This window comes from Corynebacterium nuruki S6-4, from assembly GCF_007970465.1.
Classification (GTDB): domain Bacteria; phylum Actinomycetota; class Actinomycetes; order Mycobacteriales; family Mycobacteriaceae; genus Corynebacterium; species Corynebacterium nuruki.
Window position 1 is genome coordinate 2633217 of the sequence record NZ_CP042429.1, and the last position, 21302, is coordinate 2654518.

Below are 21302 nucleotides of genomic sequence, written 5' to 3' on the forward strand. Positions count from 1 at the left end.
TGCCGTCGCGGGCGCTGTACTGGTCCGTCACATGTCGTTCCACTCTCAAACGGAGGAAAAGAGCCACATGGCTAAGATGATTGCATTCGACGAGGAAGCGCGTCGTGGCCTGGAGAAGGGTCTCAACACCCTCGCGGACGCCGTGAAGGTCACCCTCGGCCCGAAGGGACGCAACGTCGTCCTCGAGCGCAAGTGGGGTGCCCCGATGATCACCAACGACGGCGTCACCATCGCCCGGGAGATCGACCTCGAGGACCCCTACGAGAAGATCGGCGCCGAGCTCGTCAAGGAGGTCGCCAAGAAGACCGACGACGTCGCCGGTGACGGCACCACCACCGCCACCGTGCTGGCACAGTCCCTGGTGAAGGAGGGCCTGCGCAACGTCGCGGCCGGCTCCAACCCGATGGGCATCAAGCGCGGCATCCAGGCGGGCGTCGACAAGGTCACCGAGACGCTGCTCGGCAGCGCCAAGGAGATCGAGACCCACGAGCAGATCGCCGCGACTGCCGGCATCTCCGCCGCTGACGAGAAGATCGGTGAGCTCATCGCCGAGGCCATGTACGCCGTCGGCGACGGTGAGCTCAACAAGGACGGCGTCATCACCGTCGAGGAGTCCAACGCCTTCGGTGTCACCCTCGAGACCACTGAGGGCATGCGCTTCGACAAGGGCTACATCTCCGCCTACTTCGCCACCGACATGGAGCGCGGCGAGGCCGTCCTCGAGGACCCGTACATCCTGCTGGTCTCCTCGAAGATCTCCAACGTCAAGGACCTGCTCCCGCTGCTGGAGAAGATCATGCAGTCCGGCAAGCCGCTGCTGATCATCGCCGAGGACATCGAGGGTGAGGCCCTGTCCACCCTCGTCGTCAACAAGATCCGCGGCACCTTCAAGTCCGTCGCCGTCAAGGCCCCGGGCTTCGGTGACCGCCGCAAGGCGCAGCTGCAGGACATCGCCATCCTCACCGGTGGCCAGGTCATCGCCGAGGAGGTCGGCCTGTCCCTGGAGACCGCCGACCTGCCGCTGCTGGGTACCGCCCGCAAGGTCGTCGTCACCAAGGACGACACCACCATCGTCGACGGCGCCGGCTCCGCCGAGCAGATCGCCGGCCGCGTCCGCCAGATCAAGGCCGAGATCGAGAACGCCGACTCGGACTACGACAAGGAGAAGCTCCAGGAGCGTCTCGCCAAGCTGGCCGGCGGCGTCGCCGTCCTGCAGGTCGGTGCCGCCACCGAGGTGGAGCTCAAGGAGCGCAAGCACCGCATCGAGGACGCCGTCCGCAACGCCAAGGCTGCCGCGGAGGAGGGCATCGTCGCCGGCGGCGGCGCCGCCCTGCTGCAGGCCGCCCACGTCCTGGACGACAACCTCGGCCTCGAGGGTGACGAGGCCACCGGTGTGCAGATCGTGCGCGCCGCACTCTCCGCCCCGCTGAAGCAGATCGCCTTCAACGCCGGCATGGAGCCGGGCGTCGTCGAGGACAAGGTCGCCGGCCTGGAGACCGGCCACGGTCTCAACGCCGCGACCGGCGAGTACGTCGACCTGCTCTCCTCGGGCATCTCCGACCCGGTGAAGGTCACCCGTTCCGCGCTGCAGAACGCCGCCTCCATCGCCAGCCTGTTCCTGACGACCGAGGCCGTCGTCGCCGACAAGCCGGAGCCCGAGGCCGCCGCGGCCCCGGACATGGGCGACATGGGTGGCATGGGCGGCTTCTAGTCCCGCTCACGTTCCCCGTGCGTACCCCCCGACAGCAACCCCGCTGCCGGGGGTTTCCCGTACGGGGGTTGTATCGGGTCAGAAACCGTTGTTACCCTGTGCGGTGACGGCCCCGGGACCGGGGCCCGGAAGTCTCACGAACCTCAGGAATCTGACGAACCTGACGAACAAGGAGTACATCACCATGGATCTGTCCGCTCTGACTGAGCTCTTCGGCAATCTGGCCGGTTTCTTCGGCGGTTTCAAGGACGTCTTCAGCGGCCTGGGCGCCATCTTCGAGAACGGCGCCGCGCTGTCCTCCGGCTCCGAGGGTGCCGCCGAGTAGACCGGCGTCCCGATCCGCACAGCCCGGCCCCGGCCGGGCTGTCCGGCGTTTCAGGGGGTGACGGCGGGGGAACGGACGACCGGTGCGGGGACGGTCCAGCCACTAGACTGGGGTCATGGCAGAGAACAAGGGTGACAACCAGGAGTTCCACATCGTCGATCTGGCGGCCACCGAGGGGTACCTCGTGGACGACTCCGACGAGGATGACCCGGTGCTGATCACCCCCGACGGACATCGTGTCGACACGTGGCGGGAGAACTACCCCTACGACGAGCGCATGAGCCGCGAGGAGTACGAGACCACCAAGCGTGCCCTCCAGATCGAGCTGCTGAAGTGGCAGAACTGGACCAAGGAGACGGGCCAGAAGCACATCATCCTGTTCGAGGGACGGGACGCCGCCGGCAAGGGCGGCACCATCAAGCGCTTCAACGAGCACCTCAATCCCCGTGGTGCCCGCACGGTCGCGCTGGAGAAGCCCAGCCCCCGTGAGTCCACCTCCTGGTACTTCCAGCGCTACATCCAGAACTTCCCGTGCGGCGGCGAGATCGTCTTCTTCGACCGCTCCTGGTACAACCGCTCGGGGGTGGAACGCGTCATGGGGTTCTGCACCAACGAGCAGCACGCCGAGTTCCTGCGCGAGGTGCCGATGCTCGAGAACATGATCATGGGTTCCGGGATCAGCCTCACCAAGCTGTGGTTCTCGGTGACGCAGAAGGAGCAGCGCACCCGGTTCGCCATCCGTCAGGTCGACCCGGTCCGGCAGTGGAAGCTGTCGCCGATGGACCTGGCCTCCCTCGACAAGTGGGACGACTACACCCGCGCCAAGGAAGAGCAGTTCCGGTACACGGACACGAACGAGTCCCCCTGGATCACCATCAAGTCGAACGACAAGAAGCGGGCCCGGATCAACGCGATGCGCTACGTGCTGAGCAAGTTCGACTACACCGGCAAGGACCACGAGGTCGTCGGTGAGCCCGACCCGAAGATCGTCAAGCGGGGCCGCGACCAGATCGGCGACTAGCTGTACTTCCCGAGGAGGTTGTGAACACGACCACCGGGATGACGTGAAAGAAGACCTCCGGTAACCGTTGAGGGTGAACCACCACCAACAACGAGGAACCAGGAGGTCTTCGTGTCCCACCGTAACGCACCCTTGACCCCGACCGGCAGGGCAAGACTCGTCAGCCTGATCGTCGATCACGGATGGACCCAACGCCGCGCCGCCGAACGTTTCAACGTCTCACCGGCCACCGCCCACCGCTGGGTAGCCCGTCACCGGGCCGGAGAGTCGCTCGCCGACCGGTCGAGCCGTCCGCACCACTGCCCCCATCAGCTGGACCGGCGCAGGGAGCACCGGATCATCAACCTGCGGTTCACCCGACGGTGGGGACCCCACCGCATCGGATACCACCTCGGTGTCGCCCGCTCCACGGTCGGCAGGGTGCTGGACCGCTACAACATGCCCGCTCTGGACTGTATCGACCAGGCCACCGGACTGCCGGTACGCAAGACCCCGCCACGCCGCTACGAGAAATCCGCACCAGGCGAGCTGGTGCATGTCGACATCAAGAAACTCGGCAGGATCCCCGACGGTGGTGGGTGGCGGATGTTCGGTCGTGGCTCCGACCAACACCGGGCATCCGGTCGAGCCACTGGAGCGGCCGCCCGAGCCGGAGCGAAACCAGGCAGAGGCTACCGGTACCTGCACCATGGAAGTCGATGATTACTCGCGGGTGGTGTACTCCGAGATCCTCGACGACGAGCGGAAAGACACCGCGGCGGGTTTCTGGATCAGGGCAGCTGACTTCTTCGCGTCACTGGGTGTGACCGTCGGTGCGGTGATGACCGACAACGGTGCCTGCTACCGGTCCCACGCGTTCGCCGATGCGCTGGGACCGGAGGTCAAGCACCGGTGGACCAGGCCGTACCGGCCGCAGACCAACGGGAAAGTCGAGCGGTTCAACCGCACGTTGATGACCGAGTGGGCCTACGCGCGGCCGTATCTGAGTGAGGCGTCCCGGGAGCAGGTGTACGGCGAGTTCATCGAGCACTACAATCGCCGGCGAGCTCACACGGGCATCGGAGGCTTGGCTCCCATGGACCGTGTTCACAACCTCACGGGGAACTACAACTAGCTGTACTTCCCGAGGAGGTACACCTAGTCGCGGTCGGCCGGATCCGGTGCGTCGGTACCGGACCCGTCGGCTGTGTCAGTCGTGTCGGGGTCGTCGATGTCGTCAGCGTCCCTGAGGTTCGTCGCCTCGTCCTCCTCTTCGGCGGCGATGATGGACTTCGCCAGCTTCTTGAGGTGCTTGAGCTGCTTAGAGGTGGACTCGTCGAGCGCGCGGTCCTCGGCATCGCGGACGATGGGGGAGAGCGCGCCCTGGGTCTTGCGACCCTTCTTCGTCACCGAGATGATCTGCCGTCGGCGGTCCTTCGGGTCCTTGACCCGGTGGGCCAGTGACCGCTTCTCCAGCGCGTCGACGAGGCGGACCATGTCGGAGCGGTCCACGCCGATGACTTCACCGAGCGTGGACTGGCTGGCGGCGTCCCCGTCCACGAGATAGGTGAGGACCCAGTACTCCCGGAGGTTGAATCCCTCGTGTGCGAGGTCCTTCTCCACGAAGTCGCGGGTGCGGCGGCGCAGTTTCTCCAGCTGGAAAGACGGCGAGGCCAGGAGATCGTGCGGGAGGTGGGGGGTGTCCGACATGGTACCCACCCTATCCTGCCGAGGCTTGCTCCCGGCAATTATGGGGTAACCCCGCTGTTTTACTCCTGCCCCACGATGGGCAGTCCCGCGTCCCGCCAGCCGGCCGTGCCGTTGGCGACGTTGATCGCGTCGATCCCGTTCATCTCCAGCCACTGGCAGGCGCGGGCGGACCGGCCGCCCGACAGGCAGATCAGGTAGATGTCCCGGTCGAGGTCGAACTCGCCGTAGCGCTGCTGGAGCTGGGAGAGCGGCAGGTTCTCGGCGCCCTCGGCGTGCCACTGGTCGTACTCGTCCGGTTCCCGGATGTCGATAAGCTGGGCCCCCTGCGGGACGTCGGTCGGTTGCACGGTCTCGAACTCGAAGTCACTCATGGTCGGGAGTCTACGCCGGACGAACCGACGGGCGTCGCCCTCCCTGAGTGCGGATGAGTGCACCCTGTGCAGCATATGTGCAGTTTCTCTCAATAGTGGGAAACCGTGGACGCCGGACCGGAGGTGGGGAAAGGTCGGGCCCGCACGCTCCCCAGAATCTCCCCGGAGACCCGGTGTCTCCACCGAAAGGACGCCCCGTGCCGCATTCCCCTCGCCACGCCACCCACCGTTCCAGCCGTTCTGCCTCCCGCCGCACCGTCGCCGCCGGTGCGGCGTTCGCCGTTGTCGCCGGCACGCTGCTGTCCGTCGGGACCGCCGCCGCCAATCCCGAGGACAAGAGCATCATCTCCGCCAACCGGACGATCGCCGATATCCCGGTGGTCAGCAAGGCGGCCTCCCACGCGGTCCTCGCCCGGGACGCCACGGTCCCGGTCGTCGTGCTCGGTGCGCGCCTCAACGACGACTGCACCCCTCCCCAGGTGCTCGACGACCGGCTGGACGCCGCCGCCGACCTTGCGAAAGCACACCTGCTCAACCCGGTGATCGTCACCGGCGGCGAGACGGCACCGGACTGCCCGACAGAGGCCCAGGCGATGGATGCCGGGCTGCGCGCGCGGGGCGTCCCGAACCAGGTGATCGAGGAGAACAAGGCGGGCAGCACCGTCGAGAACGTCGCGAACACCGCGGACACCATCAACTCCCGCGGCGGACTCGCCGTCGTCGTCACCTCCACGCCGCACAACGTCCGGGCACTGCAGAACTTCCGGGACGCCGGTATCGAGGCCGTCGCCTACACCGGCGGAGAAGGCTGACCGCCTGCTCCCGTCCCTCCCCGGACACGGAGAACCCCCGCAGGCCGCCCTGACCGTCAAGGTCAGGTGACCGCGGGGGTTCCGCCCGTTCCGCTGTGCGGACGCTACTTGTGACGCTCGACGGCCTCGGCGAGGATCTTCTCGGCCGCCGCCTTGTCGCCCCAGCCCGAGCCGTGGACTTCCTTGCCCGGCTCGAGGTCCTTGTAGTGGGTGAAGAAGTGCTCGATCTCGTCCTTGACGTCCTGGGCGATGTCGTCGATGTCCTGGAACTTCCCGTAACGGACGTCGTCGACGACGCACAGCAGCTTGTCGTCACCACCGGCCTCGTCGGTCATCTTGAACACGCCGACCGGGCGGGCCTCGACGATGACACCCGGGAACACGGACTCCGGCAGGATGACGAGTGCGTCCAGCGGATCACCGTCCTCACCGAGGGTGTTGTCGATGAAGCCGTAGTCGGCGGGGTAGGCCATCGGGGTGAAGAGGTACCGGTCAAGGTAGACCTTGCCGGTCTCGTGGTCGATCTCGTACTTGTTGCGGGAACCCTTGGGGATCTCGATGGTGACTTCGATGCTCATGGGCAGACAGTCTACCCTGGCCGGCCTACCCCGCCTGTTCCGCGGTGGCCGCGGCGGCGGCCAGTGTCCGTGCCATGCCCTCACGCAGTTCGGACTCGAAGGTCTCGTTCCCGCCGAGGAAGGCGGCGACCAGGCCGCGGGACAGCAGGGACGTCTCGCCGTCGACGAGGCGGGACTCGGTGACGGTGGTGGTGCCGTCACCGTTGTCCACCAGCTCGTAACGCCAGCGGGACCCGTTGAGCGGCACCCGCCACTCCAGGAGCTCACCGGGTTCCCACCGGGTGACCGTGGACCAGGTCGGCCAGAACAGCGGGCCGCGCCGGTTGAGGTTGACGGTCGTCGTCCCGGTCGCCGGGGTCCCGTTCTTCGCGCCGAGGACCACCATCTTCCGGCACTGCGGGCTGCGCTCGCCCATGGTGGTGAAGTCGGCGACGGCGTCCCAGACGGCGTCCGGGGACGCGCCGACGGTACGGGAGACGGTGATGCGTGGTGTGGTGGTCATGGCATGGAGGATACGGATTCCGCGCCCCGTCGGTGGCGGTTTCGGACGGAACCTGGACGACAGCCCGCCGCGGTACGCCGTATACAGTGAGGACGTCAGATCAGAAGCCGGATCCACCGTCGAGTCAGGAGCACGATGCGCGGGACAACCTCACGCCGCTGGTACTACATCATCGCCACGGTGGTCGTCGTGCTCGCGGTCGTCATCGGCACCGCCCTGTGGTGGAACCAGCGGAACGCCTGGAAGGTCGCGGACCCGGCGCCGCTGCCGGAACCGGTCCCGGTCCTGCAGGCCGCGCAGACAGACGGGCCCGCCCCGGACCCGGCCACGGTGACGGACGCGCTGGCCGGCCCGGTGGCCGACCCGGCACTGGGGAAACTCTCCGGCCAGGTCACGGACGCGGCGACCGGAGACGTCCTGTGGACCGCCGACCAGGACCGCATGCTGGTCCCGGCGTCCTCCACCAAGCTGGTCACCGCGACGGCGGCGCTGCTCACCCTCGCCCCCGACGACCGCGTCGGGACGCAGGTGCTCCGCGGCGCGGAGCCCGGCCAGGTGGTCCTCAAGGGCAACGGGGACGTGACCCTGCAGCGCTCACCCGGCACCGGGTTCTTCACGGACGCGGCGAGTATCTCCGACCTCGCGGCGCAGGCGTCCGCCGCCCTCGGCGGGGAGAAGGTCACCTCCGTCGTCGTCGACAACTCCTTCCGGCAGGGCGACCTGTTCAACAGCACCTGGGACGGTGCGGACATCGCCGCCGGCAACGTGGCGGCACTCGGCGCGGTGATGGTGGACGCCGGACGCCTCGACCCCTCCCAGAACTACTCGCCGCGGTCGGCCACCCCGGCGGCCGACGCCGGTCGTGACCTCGCCGCCGCCCTCGGTGTGCCGGGCGTGCCCGTCTCGGCCTCCGACCGGGCGGTCGCCACCGCCGGGGAGGATGCCACGCTGGGGTCGGTGGAATCGGCCCCGCTGTCCACCCGGCTGCGGGACATGATGCAGCACAGTGACAACCTCCTCGCCGAGTCGGTCGCACGGGAGGTCGCGGCCGCCCGTGGCGCGGAACCGACCTTCGCCGGGGCCTCGGAGGCGACGCTCGCGGCACTGACGGAGGCGGGCATCGACGTCTCCGGCGCCATCCTGAAGGACAACTCCGGGATGAGCGCGGACAACCGGCTCAGTGCACACATCCTCGACGGCATCGTCACCGCGGCGGCCGGGGACGGCGATCATGCGGCGGCGCTGCGCCCGCTGCTCGACGCGCTGCCCGTGGCGGCGGCCGACGGGAGCCTCGTCGACCGCTACGGGCCCGATTCCGGCGCCCGGGCGGGGGCGGGCTGGGTCCGGGCGAAGACCGGCACCCTCGACGGCGTGAACGCCCTGGCCGGCACCGTCACCACGGACTCCGGCCGGGTGCTCACCTTCGGCTTCCTGTCGAACGGCTCGGACATGGACGCCGGCCGGGCCGCCCTCGACCGGCTCACCGCGGCCCTCCGCAGACTGTGACCGCCGTGGGACGCCCGGGCCCCCGGACCCTCGCGGTCCGGCAGAGCCTCGGTGCGTTCCTCGACCGTACGGGTCTGCGGGCGGGGGACCCGGTGGTGTGCGGGGTCTCGGGCGGCGGTGACTCACTGGCGCTCACCGCCGCCGCCGTGCACGCCGGACTGGTGGTCACCACCGTGACGGTCGACCACGGACTGCAGGACGGCTCCGACCGGGTCGCGGCGGAGGCCGCCGCCACCTGCCGGGGTCTCGGGGCACAGGCGCAGATCACCGCGGTGACGGTCCGGGGCACCGGGGAGGCGCCGGCGCGGCAGGCCCGCTACCGGGCGCTGGGGGAGGCGGCCGCAGGACGCCCGCTGCTGGTCGGCCACACCGCCGACGACGATGCGGAAGGACTGCTCCTCGCCCTGTCCCGCGGCTCGGGCACCGGGAGTCTCGCCGGGCTCCGGGAGATCGCGACCGGGCATCCGGCGGTGGTTGCCGGGGCGGGCTGGCTGGGACGTCCGCTGCTGCACGCCCGTCGGGCGGACACCCGTGGCAGCTGTGCCGAACTGGGCCTGGACATCTGGGACGACCCGCACAATGAACGACCCGACATCCTGCGGTCACGGGTCCGCGGGGAGCTGCTGCCGGCGATGCGGGAGGTCCTCGGCACCGGGGTGGACGCCGCACTGTCGCGCAGTGCCCGGCTGATGCGCGAGGACGCCGACGTCCTCGACGATCTCGCGGCACAGGTGCTGCAGGGGCTGCAGGAGGACGCCGGGGACGCCGGGGACGCCGGGCTGCCGGTCGGACAGCTCGCCGGACACCCCGGAGCGGTCCGGCGCCGGGTGCTGCGGCAGTGGCTCGCGGGGTGCGCCGGGCCGTTGACATCGGCCCATCTCGCCATGCTGGAGGCGTTGGTGGTCGACTGGCACGGTCAGGGACCGGTCGCGGTGCCGTGGCCGACGGGGCATACAATGGGCGCGTCATCCGGGACCACCCGTCTGGTGGTCCGACGGCACCGGGGTCTGCTGGTGCTGGACCAACTGAGGAGTCAGGACTAGATGCTGGTCGAGAAGAATCCCGACGTGCCCGCGAATGCCTTCGGTGACGATATCGCCACCGTCCTCGTCGACGAGGAGACCCTGCACCGCCGCATCCGGGAGATGGCGGCCGCCGTCAGCGACCGTCACCGGGACGCCGCCGACGACCTCATCCTCGTGTGCGTCCTCAAGGGGGCGGCGTACTTCCTCACCGACTTCTCCCGCGCACTGAGCATCCCCGCCCAGCTGGAGTTCATGGTGGTCTCGTCCTACGGGGACGCCGCGGCGTCCTCCGGGACGGTCAAGATCATCAAGGACCTCAGTGCCGACATCGCGGGACGCGACGTGGTCGTCGTCGAGGACATCGTCGACACCGGCCTCACCCTGTCCTGGCTGATCGACAACCTGAAGACCCGCGGGCCGAAGAGTGTGGAGGTCGTCACCCTGCTGCGCAAACCCAGCGGGGAGAAGATCCACGTCGACTGTGCCGACGTCGGTTTCGACGTGCCCGACGAGTTCATCGTCGGCTACGGCATCGACTACGCGGAGCGCTACCGGACACTGCCGTGGGTCGGTGCGCTCGACCCCGCCGTCTACAGCTGACCGCGCTCTGTCCGGCGGCTGCGATACCCTAGGGAGACTATGACCAAGAAGAAGGTTCTGAGGATCGCCGCCGCCATTGCCGCGGTCCTCGTGGTGATCTACGCGTTCAACGTCCTCACGGATTCGACGCGCGGCTACGACGACGTCGACACGTCCGTCGCGATGAAGCAGCTCGACGACAAGAACGTCAAAGAGGTGCAGATCAACGACCGGGAGCAGGAACTCCGGATCGAGCTGCGTGACGACATCAGCGTCGACGGCAAGGACGGCATCGACAAGATCATCTCGAAGTACCCTGCCCGGGCCTCCGAGCAGATCTTCGAGAAGGTCCAGGGCGCGGGGCCGGACAAGTACAGCACCCACGTCTCCCAGGACAGCATCCTGGGGTCGCTGCTGTTCTCCCTGCTGCCGCTGGTCATCCTCATCGGTCTCCTCTTCTTCTTCCTGCCCCGGATGCTCGGCGGCGCCAACGGCCCCGGCGGGCCGTTCGGCATCGGCAAGTCGAAGGCCAAGGAGCTCAACGTCGACAACCCGGAGACGACCTTCGACGACGTCGCGGGCGCCGACGAGGCGGTCGAGGAACTCGACGAGATCCGCGACTTCCTGCAGAACCCGGAGCACTACACGCAGCTCGGGGCGAAGGTCCCGCGCGGCGTGCTGCTCTACGGCCCGCCCGGTACCGGTAAGACCCTGCTGGCCCGCGCCGTCGCCGGTGAAGCCGGCGTGCCGTTCTACTCGATCTCCGGCTCCGACTTCGTCGAGATGTTCGTCGGTGTCGGCGCATCGCGCGTCCGCGACCTGTTCAAGACCGCGAAGGAGAACAGTCCCTGCATCATCTTCGTCGACGAGATCGACGCGGTCGGCCGCCAGCGCGGCGCCGGGATGGGCGGCGGACACGACGAGCGGGAGCAGACCCTGAACCAGCTGCTCGTCGAGATGGACGGCTTCGACGACCGGGAGAACGTCATCCTCATGGCGGCGACGAACCGCCCCGACATCCTGGACCCGGCGCTGCTGCGCCCGGGCCGGTTCGACCGGCAGATCCCGGTCGGCAACCCCGACATCAACGGCCGCGAGCAGATCCTCCGGGTCCACGCGAAGAACAAGCCGCTCGCCCCCGATGTCGACCTGCGGTCACTGGCGAAGCGGACCGTCGGCATGTCCGGCGCCGACCTCGCCAACGTGCTCAACGAGGCGGCACTGCTCACCGCCCGCGTCGATGGCAACGTCATCACCGGCGACGCCCTCGAGGAGGCCACCGACCGGGTGATCGGCGGTCCGCGCCGCAGCTCGCGGCTGATCTCCGAACACGAGAAGAAGGTCACCGCCTACCACGAGGGCGGCCACACGCTCGCCGCCTGGGGCATGAAGGACATCGAGCGGGTCTACAAGGTGACGATCCTCGCCCGCGGCAAGACCGGCGGTCACGCCATGGCCGTCCCCGAGGACGACAAGGGCATGTACAACCGGTCGGAGCTCTTCGCCCGGCTCGTCTTCGCCATGGGCGGCCGGTCCGCCGAGGAACTCGTCTTCGGCTCGCCGACGACCGGCGCCTCCGCCGACATCGAACAGGCGACGAAGATCGCCCGCTCCATGGTCACCGAGTACGGCATGAGTCCGCAGCTCGGTGCCGTGAAATACGGTGAGGAACAGGGCGACCCGTTCGCCGGACGAGGCAGCCAGGGAACCCTGGACTACTCGCCCCAGGTGGCGGCGACCATCGACGAGCAGGTCAGGATGCTCATCGAGAAGGCCCACGACGTCGCCTTCCAGATCCTCCGCGACAACCGCAGCTACCTCGACGTCCTCGCCGGCAAGCTCCTCGAGAAGGAGACCCTGCGACGCCCCGACCTCGAGGTCATCTTCGGCGACATGCCGTCCCGCTCGGTCACCGACATCTTCGAGGACCAGGATCTCGGCCACCCGCGCGACCTGCGCGAACCGGTGAAGACGCCGACGGAACTGGCCCGGGAACGCGGCGAGGAGCCGCCGAAGCGTCCGGACTTCTTCTCGCAGGCGCGGAAGCGTCGCATGGAGCGTCGCAAGCGCGAGCAGGAGCAGAAGCTGCAGAACGAGGAGCAGAACAATCCGCCGCAGCAGCCGGGCGGACCGCAGCCGGCGCCGAACCGGTGGAGCGGCGGCGCCGGTGACCACCTGTGGGGCGGTCAGAACCGGCCGAACCCGCCGGACGACCCGTACTCCACCCGGTCCGTGCCACGCCACCCCGGCGAGAGCAACTACGGTCCCGGCCCCGTCGACACCGGCGTCCGCCCGCAGGAGCACCGTCCGCAGGAGCCGCTGCGCGGCTTCCGTCTGCCCGACAACGAGCAGCCGGACCACCCGTGGACGACGGATGACGCGCCGACCCGCCACATGCGGGCCACCGGCGACGACGACACGACGACCACCGGCCGCCACCACCGTGTCGACGGTGCCGGCGGCACCGGCCGTGACGACCGTGGCGAGAGCGACAACAGCAGTGACCAGAGAGGCACAACAGACCGTGACTGACGACCAGGCCCCGTCCCTCGTGACGGGGAGGACCTTTGACCAGGAACGTGCGGAGGCGGCGGTCCGCGAACTGCTCATCGCCGTCGGAGAGGACCCCGACCGGGAAGGACTGCAGGAGACCCCCGCACGGGTCGCCCGTGCCTACCACGAGATTTTCGAGGGACTGTTCACCGATCCGTCGGAGGTCCTGGAGAAGACCTTCAACGAGAACCACCGGGAACTCGTCCTGGTCAAGGACATCCCCATCTACTCCACCTGCGAACACCACCTCGTGCCGTTCTACGGGCACGCCCACATCGGCTACATCCCCGGCGCATCGGGCAAGGTGACCGGACTGTCGAAGCTCGCCCGTCTCGTCGACGGTTTCGCGAAGCGCCCCCAGGTCCAGGAGCGCCTCACCAGTCAGGTGGCGGACGCCGTGGCGGCCCACCTGGAGGCGTCGGCGGTCATCGTCGTCATCGAGTGTGAGCACCTCTGCATGGCGATGCGCGGCATCCGTAAGCCGGGCGCCACGACGGTCACCTCCGCCGTGCGCGGCGGCTTCCAGACCGATGCCCGGACCCGGGCCGAGGCCATGAGCCTGATCCGGGGTCACTGATGCCACCGACGGTCCGGACGCTCGTCATGGGCATCCTCAACCTCACGACGGACTCGTTCTCCGACGGCGGTTCCTGGACCACCACCGGACGGGCACTCGATCACGCCCGCGCGATGGTCGCCGCCGGTGCCGACATCATCGACATCGGCGGTGAATCGACCCGGCCCGGGGCGACGCGGGTCGACCCGGCGACGGAACGGGAGCGCGTCACCCCGGTCATCGCCGCACTGCATGCCGAGGGGATCACCACCAGCGTCGACACGATGCGCGCGGCGACCGCCGCGGCCGCCGTCGAGGCCGGCGTCGACATCGTCAACGACGTGTCCGGCGGCCTCGCCGACCCGGACATGGACCGGGTCGTGGCCGAGGCCAACCGGGACCGGCCGGTCGACTACTGCCTCATGCACTGGCGTGCCGACCGTTTCGAGTCGGCGGCGGGCGCGGCCGACCACGGCGGGGACGTCGTCGCCGATGTGCGGGACCTGCTCGCCGCCCACGCCGGGCGGGCGGAGAAAGCCGGCGTCCCGCGGGAGCGGATCATCCTGGACCCCGGCATCGGCTTCGCCAAGAGCGTCGACGAGAACTGGGCACTGCTCCGCGCCGTCCCGGACCTCATCTCCGACTGGTCGGCGGCCGGGTACCGGACACTGGTCGGCGCGAGCCGGAAGCGTTTCCTCACGCCCCTGCGGCCGGCCGCCGACGGCGGCCCCGGGGAACCGGCCTCGGCCGACGACGCGACAGCGGCCGTGTCCGCTCTCGCCGCCGCAGCCGGAGCCTGGGCGGTCCGGGTCCACTCGGTCGCGCCCACCCGGGCGGCCGTCGACGTCGCGGCGTGTGTCGCCGCCGGGACCGGCCCCGCGCTGCCGGAGGGATGGAGGGCCCGTCGTGGCTGACCGCATCGAGCTCGACGGCCTGGAGACCTACGGCTACCACGGCGTCTTCGATTTCGAGAAGAGGGCCGGCCAGAAATTCATCATCGACCTGGTGGTGTGGACGGACTTCACCGCGGCCGCCGGGACCGACGACATCGGCGACACGATCTCCTACGTGGATCTCGTGGACATCGCCGTAGACACGGTCGCCGGCCCCTCGTTCGACCTCATCGAGACCCTCGCCGCCGCCATCGCCGACCGCATCAACGCGGTCGCCGGGGTGACGGCCGTGGAGGTCACCGTGCACAAACCGGACGCCCCCATCCACCACCCGTTCACCGACGTCCGGGTGGTCGCCCGCCGGTCCCGCAAGAGCCCGGAGCCCCGGGTATGACCCCCGGCACGGCAGAGTCCCTGACAGGATCCCTGACAAGGCCGCTGCAGGCTGTCCTGGCCTTCGGCTCGAACCTCGCCGGTGATCTCGGTGACCCGGAGGAACAGATCCGTCGGGCGGCGGCGACGGTCGCCGCGCAGCCGGGGGTGACGGTGACCGGGGCGAGTGCCCTGTACGCCACCGCGCCCTGGGGGGTGACCGACCAGGCGGAGTTCCGCAACAGCGTCCTGCTCGTCGAGGCCGACGGGCGGGTCGTCGGCGGTCCGCTCGGCCTGCTGCACCTGTGCCAGGCGCGGGAGCAGGAGGCGCGGCGGGTGCGTGACCGGCACTGGGGTCCCCGGACCCTCGACATCGACCTGGTCAGTGTGTCCGTCGACGGCGTCCCGGTCCGCAGTGACGGCCGGTGGGGTGAGGAACTGATCCTGCCGCACCCGTGGGCGCAGGAGCGGGCCTTCGTCCTCGTGCCCTGGGCGGACGCCGACCCGTCGGCCACACTCGGCGGTGTCGCCGTCTCCGCTCTGGTCGCCGACCTGGTGCGTCGGGATCCCGACGCGCTCGGGGGAGTCCGGCGACTGGCCGACGTAGCATGGGCCCCGTAGCCGACCGTGGCAGTGGTGACACGCGCGGCATGACGTACCGATGACTGACGACTGACGACTGACGAGGAGGCGAGGCGGCCATGAGCGGCGCACCGCAGCGGCCGGGAGGCCGGTTGTCCGTGACCTCCGTCGGTGCCCTCGTCACGGCGGCTGTCGCGGCCGGAGTGGTCGTCGGCGCCCTGGCCTGGTTCTTCTACGGGCAGTTCCCGCCGGTCAAGCTCAGCGGCTCGCTCACCCTCTGGATCCTCGCCGCCGTGGCGGCGGTCACCGCTGTCGTGGTGCGTCGCCGGGTGCGTGACAACGGGATCGGACTGGACCGGTCGGAGATGTCACCGGTGACGGTGGCGCGCGCCGCCGTGTACGGCCGGGCCTGTGCCTGGGTCGGTGCGGTCTTCGGTGGCGCGTACCTGGGGGTGGCGTCCTACGTCCTGGTGCACTACCCGGATCTCGCGGCAGCGCAGTCGGACACGCCGGGGGTGGTCGCCGGGATCCTCGCGGGGCTGGCCACGGCCGTCGCCGGGGTGTGGCTGGAGCGGAGTTGCCTGGTCCCGCCGTCGGACGGGGACCCCGACGATGCCGGGCGGCGGCGACGGTCAACCGACGGCGACATGGGCGAGGGTCCACTCACCGCCAATCAGTCAAGGTAGTGTGGCAGCCATGAGTTCCGCGTTTCCCGATCACGATCCGCACCGCCTGCCGGACCCGGAGAGTTCGCGCGCGTCGACGCCCCCGGGGAACGGGGCGAAGATCCTGGTGTATCTCCTCTTCCTCCTCGCGGTCATCGCCACGGTGATCATGTTCTTCGTCGACAACGACGCCTGGCAGAAAATCGCCGTGATCGCGGCGCTGTGGGCGGCGTTCATCGGCGCCGTCCTCGTCTCCCGGTACTCGGGGCAGCTCGGCGAGGAGAAGGCGCGCAACCGGGAACTCGAGGCCCGCAGCGCCGGGGCGCTCGACAGCGAACGGGCCCGCAGCCGGGCCCGTGAGCTCGAACTCGAGCGGAACTACAACGACCGGGTGCAGGAGGGGCGCGACGAGACGATCGCGTCGATCCGCGAGGAGCTCGCGGCGCTGCGCCTGCAGCTGTCGGAGCTGTCCGGTCTCGACCTCTCCGAGGAGCAGGTGTCCGTCCGGGCCCGGGCCGAGCGGATCGTGGAGCTGGAGCGCACCGTGCAGCGCGCCGAGGACAAGGCCGCGGACCCGGCGACCGATGATGCGTCGGACACGTCGGCGTCGTCGGCATCGTCAGTGTCGTCGGAGACCTCGCCGTCGGTGGAGGGCCACCGGGGCGGTCGCCAGGGCGGCTTCGCCACCGGGTCCTTCACCGCCGTCAACTGGTCCGGTGCGGATTCCGAGGCGACCACGCAGATTCCCCTGGTGGTCTCGGAGAACCCGCTCGGCGGATCCAACGGCACCAACAGCACCAGCAGCACCACCGCCGGTACCGGCGTCCACGAGCGCCCGGCCGGTCCGTCGCCGTCGACGAACGGCTGGGAACCGCGCGTGCCGGACGCCGGCGCCGCACCGGCCGCACCGGCCGGACAGCCGGAACCGGGTCACCACCGGCGTCCGGTCTCCCCGGACGAGGGGGAGCCCCGGGGCCGCCGCCGTGCCGACGACAGTGCGGCCGGTGTGACGGTCGCCGAACTGATGGCGCAGCTCAAGAAGAACTCGAAGTGACCGACGACCGGCAGGAGCCGCGGCTGTCGGTGGGGGTTATCTCGGCGGGGGCGGTGGGGACCGCGGTGGCGGAGGTGCTGCGCGACGCGGGTCACCTGATCCACGGGGTGGTGGCGCGGTCGGCCGCGTCCCGGGCGCGGGCGGCGGAGCGCCTTCCGGGGATCCCGGTCGTCCCGGTGGCCGAGGCGGCACAGGCCGCCCTCGTCGTGCTCGCCGTCCCGGACCCGCAGCTGCCGCAGGTGGCCGCCGAGGTCGCCGAGATCACCCGGCCCGGGCAGATCGTCGCGCACACCGCGGGGTCGGTGGGCTGTGCGGTCCTGCAGCCGGTGACGGACACCGGTGCCCTGCCGCTGGCCCTGCACCCGGCGATGACGTTCACCGGGCATGCCTCGGACACCGCCCACCTGCTCGGCTGCGCCTGGGGTGTCACCGCGGACTCGGACACCGGCGCCGCTGTCGCCGACATCCTCGTCGACTCGGTCGGCGGCGTGCCGGTGCATGTCCCGGAGGAGGGGCGGACCCTCTACCACGCGGCGATGGCGCACGGGGCGAACCACGTCGTGACACTCGTGTCGGAGGCGCAGCGGATGCTCGACCATGCCCTGGCCGCCGGCGGGTCGGCCCCGGCTCCGGTCGCCGCGGAGTCCGCGGTGCTGCTGCGCCGGATCGTGCCGGCGGCGGTCGGCAATGCGCTCGACGACCGGATGGGGGCGTTGACCGGTCCCACCGCCCGCGATGACGCGGCCACCGTCCTGCGGCATCTCGCCGCCCTGGATGCGCTGGCGGCCGCGCCCGGGGAGCAGTTGGCGACGGCGTACCGGGAGGATGCTGAGCGCACCGCGCGTGCGGCGGGATCCATCGATGTGGAACGGGCCGTGCGACCGGACTACCCTGATCATCCGGCAGACGATCAGCGATAGAAGGAGCAGTGGTGGCTTTCACCCCTGGACAGGCCACGGTGTACACGGGTATCGGGGAGGTCGGCGAACTCACCCGCGCGATGCGCAAGGCGGGGCGTCCTGTCGTGCTCGTGCCGACGATGGGCGCGCTGCACGCCGGGCACCTCGCCCTGGTGCGCGAGGCGCAGCGGATCCCGGGGGCGGTGGTCGTCGTCTCGATCTTCGTCAACCCGCTGCAGTTCGGCGAGGGGGAGGACCTGGACGCCTACCCGCGGACCCTTGACGAGGACGTGGCCAAGCTGAAGGCGGCCGGGGTGGACGCCGTGTTCGCCCCCAGCCCGCGGGAGATGTACCCCAACGGCCCGCGGACGACGGTGCAGGCCGGCCCGCTGGGCGCGGAGCTGGAGGGGCGGACCCGCCCGATCCACTTCGCCGGGGTCCTCACCGTGGTCAGCAAGCTCATGCACATCACGCACTGCTCGGACGCCTTCTTCGGGGAGAAGGACTACCAGCAGCTCGTGCTCATCCAGCAGATGGTCACCGACCTGAATCTGGAGGTCCGGGTGCACGGCGTCCCGATCGTCCGCGAGGCCGACGGCCTGGCGAAGTCCTCCCGCAACATCTACCTGTCCGCCGAGGAGCGGGAACTGGCGCTGACCCTGTCGGCGGCGCTGACCGCCGGCGCGTTCGTCGCCGAGGACGGGGCGGAGCGCGTCCTGGCGACCGCCCGGGGCATCCTCGACGCCGCCGAGGGCGTGGACGTGGACTACCTGGAACTGCGGGGCACCGATCTCGGCGACGCGCCGGAGACCGGGGACGCCCGGCTGCTCGTCGCCGCGCGGGTCGGGGCGACCCGGCTGATCGACAATGTCGCCCTGCCGCTGGGTATCGGGTTCCGCAACATCGAAGAGGCCGCGGCGGCGGCCCAGGAGCAGTAGGGTTCAGTACCGTGATCCGCACCATGATGAAGTCCAAGATCCACCGGGCGACCGTCACCCAGGCTGACCTGCACTATGTGGGGTCGTGCACGATCGACGCCGACCTCATGGACGCCGCTGACCTGCTCGAGGGTGAGCAGATCGACATCGTCGACGTCGACAACGGCGCCCGGTTGACGACCTACGCCATCACCGGGGAACGCGGCAGCGGGATGATCTCGATCAACGGTGCCGCGGCGCACCTGGTGCATCCCGGTGAACTCGTGATCATCATCGCCTACGGTCAGTACGACGCGGCCGAGCTCGAGGACTACGCCCCGCGGGTGGTCTTCGTCGACGGCCGGAACGAACAGGTCGCGTTGAGCAGCGACCCGGCGGACGTGCCGCTGGATTCCGGCCTGCTCAACCCGCGGTTCCCCGCGTAGCGCGCCGGTCGTGTAGTGTTCCTTCCCCTATGTGGACCGGAACTCTGGAACTTGATTTTCTCCTCGGCGACGTCCGTTCGCTCAAACAGAAGCGGTCGGTCGTCAGGCCGTTGATCGCCGAGCTGCGCCGACGGTTCGACGTCGCTGTCGCGGAGGTGGACCACCACGATCTGCACCGGCGCGCGGGGATCGGGGTGTCGGTGGTGGCGGGGGACCGCGGCCGGGTCGTCGAGGTGCTGGAGGCGGTCGAGCGGTGGGCGGCGGGCCGCCCGGGGGTGGAACTGCTGTCCGTCCGGCCCCGGTGCTTCTCGTCGGAGGATCTCGACGAAATGTGACCGAGATCAATCGGTGGGGCACTGTCGGACAGCGCGGTCCGACGGGGCGTCCCGACGTCGCACGTCACAGCACCGGCAGTCCGGGGAAGATCAGGTAAACATACCCTGACCTGCATCGTCGCCGATCTTTTATCGGGTATTTCAGATGTACCTTTTCCGGTTCCGGGCCTAGCGTGGGGGACATGCACCTCACCAAGTTCGCCGATCTGGGGCTCCGCGCCCTCATGATCCTCGGGGACACCGGCGCCGCCGGCGCGGTGGACCCCGCCCAGCGTTGCACCGTCGGTGAACTCGCCGTGCGGACCGCGGCGCCGGCCTCCCACGTGAAGAAGGTCGTCGCCCGGTTGACCGGCATGGGTGTCCTCGGTTCCGTCCGGGGCCGTAGCGGTGGGGTGTATCTCGCGGAGGACGCCAGGTCGACCGACATCGGCCGGCTGCTCCGCGACCTCGAAGGTGACCACGAGGTCGTCGACTGCCAGGGGGAGGCCCCCTGTCCGTTGGCCTCCCGCGACTGTGCCCTGCGTCATCTGCTGGCGGAGGCCCGGGAGAACTTCTTCGCGACCTTCGACGGCATCACCCTCGGCGAGCTCATCGACCGCACCGCCCCCGCCGGCGGGCCTGTCCCGGTCGGTATGCCCGGCCTGCCCCCGAACCCGGCCACCCGCGCCGTCCACACCTCCTAAGGAGTCAGTCCGATGTTCACTTCTGAAGCCCCCCTGCGCGAATCCGTCCGCCGTTCCCGGCTCACCCCGGAACACGAGGCGACCGTCACGGCCACCCTGCCGGCGATCGGCGCCAACATCGGCGAGATCGCCCGGGTCTTCTACGCGGGCATGTTCGCCGAGCACCCTGAGCTGCTGGCGAACACGTTCAACCGCGGCAACCAGCGCTCCGGCGCACAGCAGAAAGCGCTGGCCGCCTCCGTGGCGACCTTCGCCACGATGCTGGTGACCCCGGAGGGGCCGGACCCGGTGGACATGCTCTCGCGCATCGCCCACAAGCACGTCTCCCTCGGCATCACCCCGGACCAGTACGAGATCGTCCACCACTACCTGTTCGCCGCCATCGCCGAGGTGCTCGGCGAGGCTGTGACCCCGGAGGTCGCCGAGGCCTGGACCGAGGTCTACTGGCTGATGGCGGACGTCCTCATCGCGGCGGAGAAGGACCTGTACAGCACCGCCGGTGTGGCGGCCGGCGATGTCTTCCGCGATGCGGTGCTCGCCTCCCGCCGGGAGCTGTCCGACCGGGTCACCGAGTTCACCTTCGAGGTGCCGGATGCCCCGGGCGCGTTCAGCGACGCCCGCGCCGGCCAGTACACCTCGCTCGGTGTGACGATGGCCGACGGTGCCCGCCAGCTGCGCCAGTACTCCCTGGTGAACTGGGACGACCAGGGCTTCACCGTCGTGGTGCAGCGCGACGGCGAGGTCTCCACCGCCCTGCTGGACGCCACCGCCGTCGGTGACCGGGTGGACGCCACCCTGCCGGCCGGCGACCTCGTCCTCGGTGAGGACGACACGACCCCGGTGGTCCTGGTCAGCTCCGGTATCGGGTCCACCCCGATGGTCGGCATGCTCTCCGCCCTCGTGGCCGGCGCCGGCGCCCGGGACATCACGGTCATCCACTCCGACGTCTCCGAGGAGAGCTACGCCCAGCGTGACGTCACCAAGGGGCTGCTCGATGCCCTGGCGTCCCAGGGGTCCACGGTGCGCCGGCACCGCAGCTACACCGGGGCGGGTGAGCGGGTCACCCTCGCCGACCTGGAGATCCCGGCGGGTGCCGACTGGTACCTCTGCGGCGGAAACAGTTTCCTGCAGGATGTGCGTGCCCAGCTTGCCGCCCTGCCGGCAACCGCCCCGGCATCGGTGAACTATGAGCTGTTCTCCCCGAACGACTGGCTGCTCGGCGAGTAGC

The 21302-nt window shown here is 69.8% G+C and carries 23 protein-coding genes and 2 pseudogenes; 21 read left to right on the forward strand and 4 right to left on the reverse strand.

The window, feature by feature from the left end:
- The first annotated feature begins 67 nt into the window (after positions 1–67).
- From groL to FSW06_RS11760, 4 genes and pseudogenes are all read left to right on the forward strand, one after another.
- Positions 68–1711, forward strand: coding sequence for a chaperonin GroEL (groL, locus tag FSW06_RS11750; protein ID WP_010120273.1), 1644 nt, complete (start codon positions 68–70; stop codon positions 1709–1711).
- Positions 1712–1895: 184 nt separating this feature from the next.
- Entirely contained in the window at positions 1896–2036 is a 141-nt protein-coding gene (locus tag FSW06_RS14575) for a PorACj family cell wall channel-forming small protein (protein WP_158005214.1), read from the forward strand.
- A 115-nt stretch (positions 2037–2151) separates the two neighbouring features.
- Positions 2152–3057: a polyphosphate kinase 2 gene (gene ppk2 / locus FSW06_RS11755; protein WP_010120269.1), complete on the forward strand. Its 906-nt coding sequence runs from the start codon at positions 2152–2154 to the stop codon at positions 3055–3057.
- A 111-nt stretch (positions 3058–3168) separates the two neighbouring features.
- Positions 3169–4171: pseudogene (locus tag FSW06_RS11760) on the forward strand (IS481 family transposase).
- A 131-nt stretch (positions 4172–4302) separates the two neighbouring features.
- Here the strand turns inward: FSW06_RS11760 and FSW06_RS11765 are convergent.
- Both FSW06_RS11765 and FSW06_RS11770 read right to left on the reverse strand, forming a co-directional pair.
- Positions 4303–4746: pseudogene (locus FSW06_RS11765) on the reverse strand (MarR family winged helix-turn-helix transcriptional regulator); the annotation flags it as partial.
- A 59-nt stretch (positions 4747–4805) separates the two neighbouring features.
- Complete coding sequence (locus FSW06_RS11770) at positions 4806–5117, reverse strand: rhodanese-like domain-containing protein (protein ID WP_010120253.1); 312 nt, start codon at positions 5115–5117, stop codon at positions 4806–4808.
- Positions 5118–5314: 197 nt separating this feature from the next.
- On the opposite strand from FSW06_RS11770, the gene FSW06_RS11775 reads away from it, so the two are divergent.
- A complete protein-coding gene (locus FSW06_RS11775) occupies positions 5315–5929 on the forward strand; it encodes a YdcF family protein (protein WP_010120251.1) in 615 nt (204 codons plus the stop codon).
- A 104-nt stretch (positions 5930–6033) separates the two neighbouring features.
- On the opposite strand, the gene FSW06_RS11780 is transcribed toward FSW06_RS11775, so the two are convergent.
- Positions 6034–6507, reverse strand: coding sequence for an inorganic diphosphatase (locus FSW06_RS11780; protein ID WP_010120249.1), 474 nt, complete (start codon positions 6505–6507; stop codon positions 6034–6036).
- Between the two features lie 25 nt (positions 6508–6532).
- A complete protein-coding gene (locus FSW06_RS11785; RefSeq protein WP_010120248.1) occupies positions 6533–7009 on the reverse strand; it encodes an SRPBCC family protein in 477 nt (158 codons plus the stop codon).
- A gap of 135 nt (positions 7010–7144) precedes the next feature.
- On the opposite strand from FSW06_RS11785, the gene dacB reads away from it, so the two are divergent.
- The 16 genes from dacB to FSW06_RS11865 all read left to right on the forward strand — a co-directional run bounded on the left by dacB (position 7145) and on the right by FSW06_RS11865 (position 21301).
- Complete coding sequence (dacB, locus tag FSW06_RS11790) at positions 7145–8515, forward strand: D-alanyl-D-alanine carboxypeptidase/D-alanyl-D-alanine endopeptidase (protein WP_010120246.1); 1371 nt, start codon at positions 7145–7147, stop codon at positions 8513–8515.
- 5 nt (positions 8516–8520) lie between these two features.
- Positions 8521–9558, forward strand: coding sequence for a tRNA lysidine(34) synthetase TilS (gene tilS, locus FSW06_RS11795; protein ID WP_040430071.1), 1038 nt, complete (start codon positions 8521–8523; stop codon positions 9556–9558).
- Positions 9559–10140, forward strand: coding sequence for a hypoxanthine phosphoribosyltransferase (hpt, locus tag FSW06_RS11800; protein WP_010120242.1), 582 nt, complete (start codon positions 9559–9561; stop codon positions 10138–10140).
- A 39-nt stretch (positions 10141–10179) separates the two neighbouring features.
- Positions 10180–12651, forward strand: a complete 2472-nt coding sequence (ftsH, locus tag FSW06_RS11805; protein ID WP_010120240.1) for an ATP-dependent zinc metalloprotease FtsH — start codon at positions 10180–10182, stop codon at positions 12649–12651.
- Entirely contained in the window at positions 12644–13249 is a 606-nt protein-coding gene (gene folE / locus FSW06_RS11810; RefSeq protein WP_010120238.1) for a GTP cyclohydrolase I FolE, read from the forward strand. Before ftsH ends, folE begins: the two co-directional genes overlap by 8 nt.
- Positions 13249–14142, forward strand: a complete 894-nt coding sequence (gene folP, locus FSW06_RS11815) for a dihydropteroate synthase (protein ID WP_010120237.1) — start codon at positions 13249–13251, stop codon at positions 14140–14142. The genes folE and folP overlap by 1 nt, the downstream gene beginning before the upstream one ends.
- Complete coding sequence (gene folB / locus FSW06_RS11820; RefSeq protein ID WP_010120235.1) at positions 14135–14515, forward strand: dihydroneopterin aldolase; 381 nt, start codon at positions 14135–14137, stop codon at positions 14513–14515. Before folP ends, folB begins: the two co-directional genes overlap by 8 nt.
- Complete coding sequence (gene folK, locus FSW06_RS11825; protein WP_010120233.1) at positions 14512–15114, forward strand: 2-amino-4-hydroxy-6-hydroxymethyldihydropteridine diphosphokinase; 603 nt, start codon at positions 14512–14514, stop codon at positions 15112–15114. Before folB ends, folK begins: the two co-directional genes overlap by 4 nt.
- An 80-nt stretch (positions 15115–15194) precedes the next feature.
- On the forward strand, positions 15195–15761 hold the full coding sequence (locus tag FSW06_RS11830; RefSeq protein ID WP_010120232.1) for a DUF3180 domain-containing protein: 567 nt from the start codon (positions 15195–15197) through the stop codon (positions 15759–15761).
- A gap of 10 nt (positions 15762–15771) precedes the next feature.
- On the forward strand, positions 15772–16794 hold the full coding sequence (locus FSW06_RS11835) for a DUF6779 domain-containing protein (protein WP_010120230.1): 1023 nt from the start codon (positions 15772–15774) through the stop codon (positions 16792–16794).
- Positions 16791–17714, forward strand: coding sequence for a DUF2520 domain-containing protein (locus FSW06_RS11840; RefSeq protein WP_010120228.1), 924 nt, complete (start codon positions 16791–16793; stop codon positions 17712–17714). The genes FSW06_RS11835 and FSW06_RS11840 overlap by 4 nt, the downstream gene beginning before the upstream one ends.
- Before the next feature lie 11 nt (positions 17715–17725).
- Complete coding sequence (gene panC, locus FSW06_RS11845; protein ID WP_029449424.1) at positions 17726–18631, forward strand: pantoate--beta-alanine ligase; 906 nt, start codon at positions 17726–17728, stop codon at positions 18629–18631.
- A gap of 11 nt (positions 18632–18642) precedes the next feature.
- Positions 18643–19056: an aspartate 1-decarboxylase gene (panD, locus tag FSW06_RS11850; protein WP_010120225.1), complete on the forward strand. Its 414-nt coding sequence runs from the start codon at positions 18643–18645 to the stop codon at positions 19054–19056.
- Between the two features lie 29 nt (positions 19057–19085).
- The gene (locus tag FSW06_RS11855) at positions 19086–19391 is read left to right on the forward strand and encodes a DUF503 domain-containing protein (RefSeq protein WP_010120224.1); all 306 of its coding nucleotides are present in this window, start codon (positions 19086–19088) and stop codon (positions 19389–19391) included.
- Between the two features lie 182 nt (positions 19392–19573).
- Positions 19574–20074: an RrF2 family transcriptional regulator gene (locus FSW06_RS11860; protein ID WP_040430103.1), complete on the forward strand. Its 501-nt coding sequence runs from the start codon at positions 19574–19576 to the stop codon at positions 20072–20074.
- Between the two features lie 12 nt (positions 20075–20086).
- The gene (locus FSW06_RS11865) at positions 20087–21301 is read left to right on the forward strand and encodes a globin domain-containing protein (RefSeq protein ID WP_010120222.1); all 1215 of its coding nucleotides are present in this window, start codon (positions 20087–20089) and stop codon (positions 21299–21301) included.
- Position 21302 lies beyond the last annotated feature (1 nt).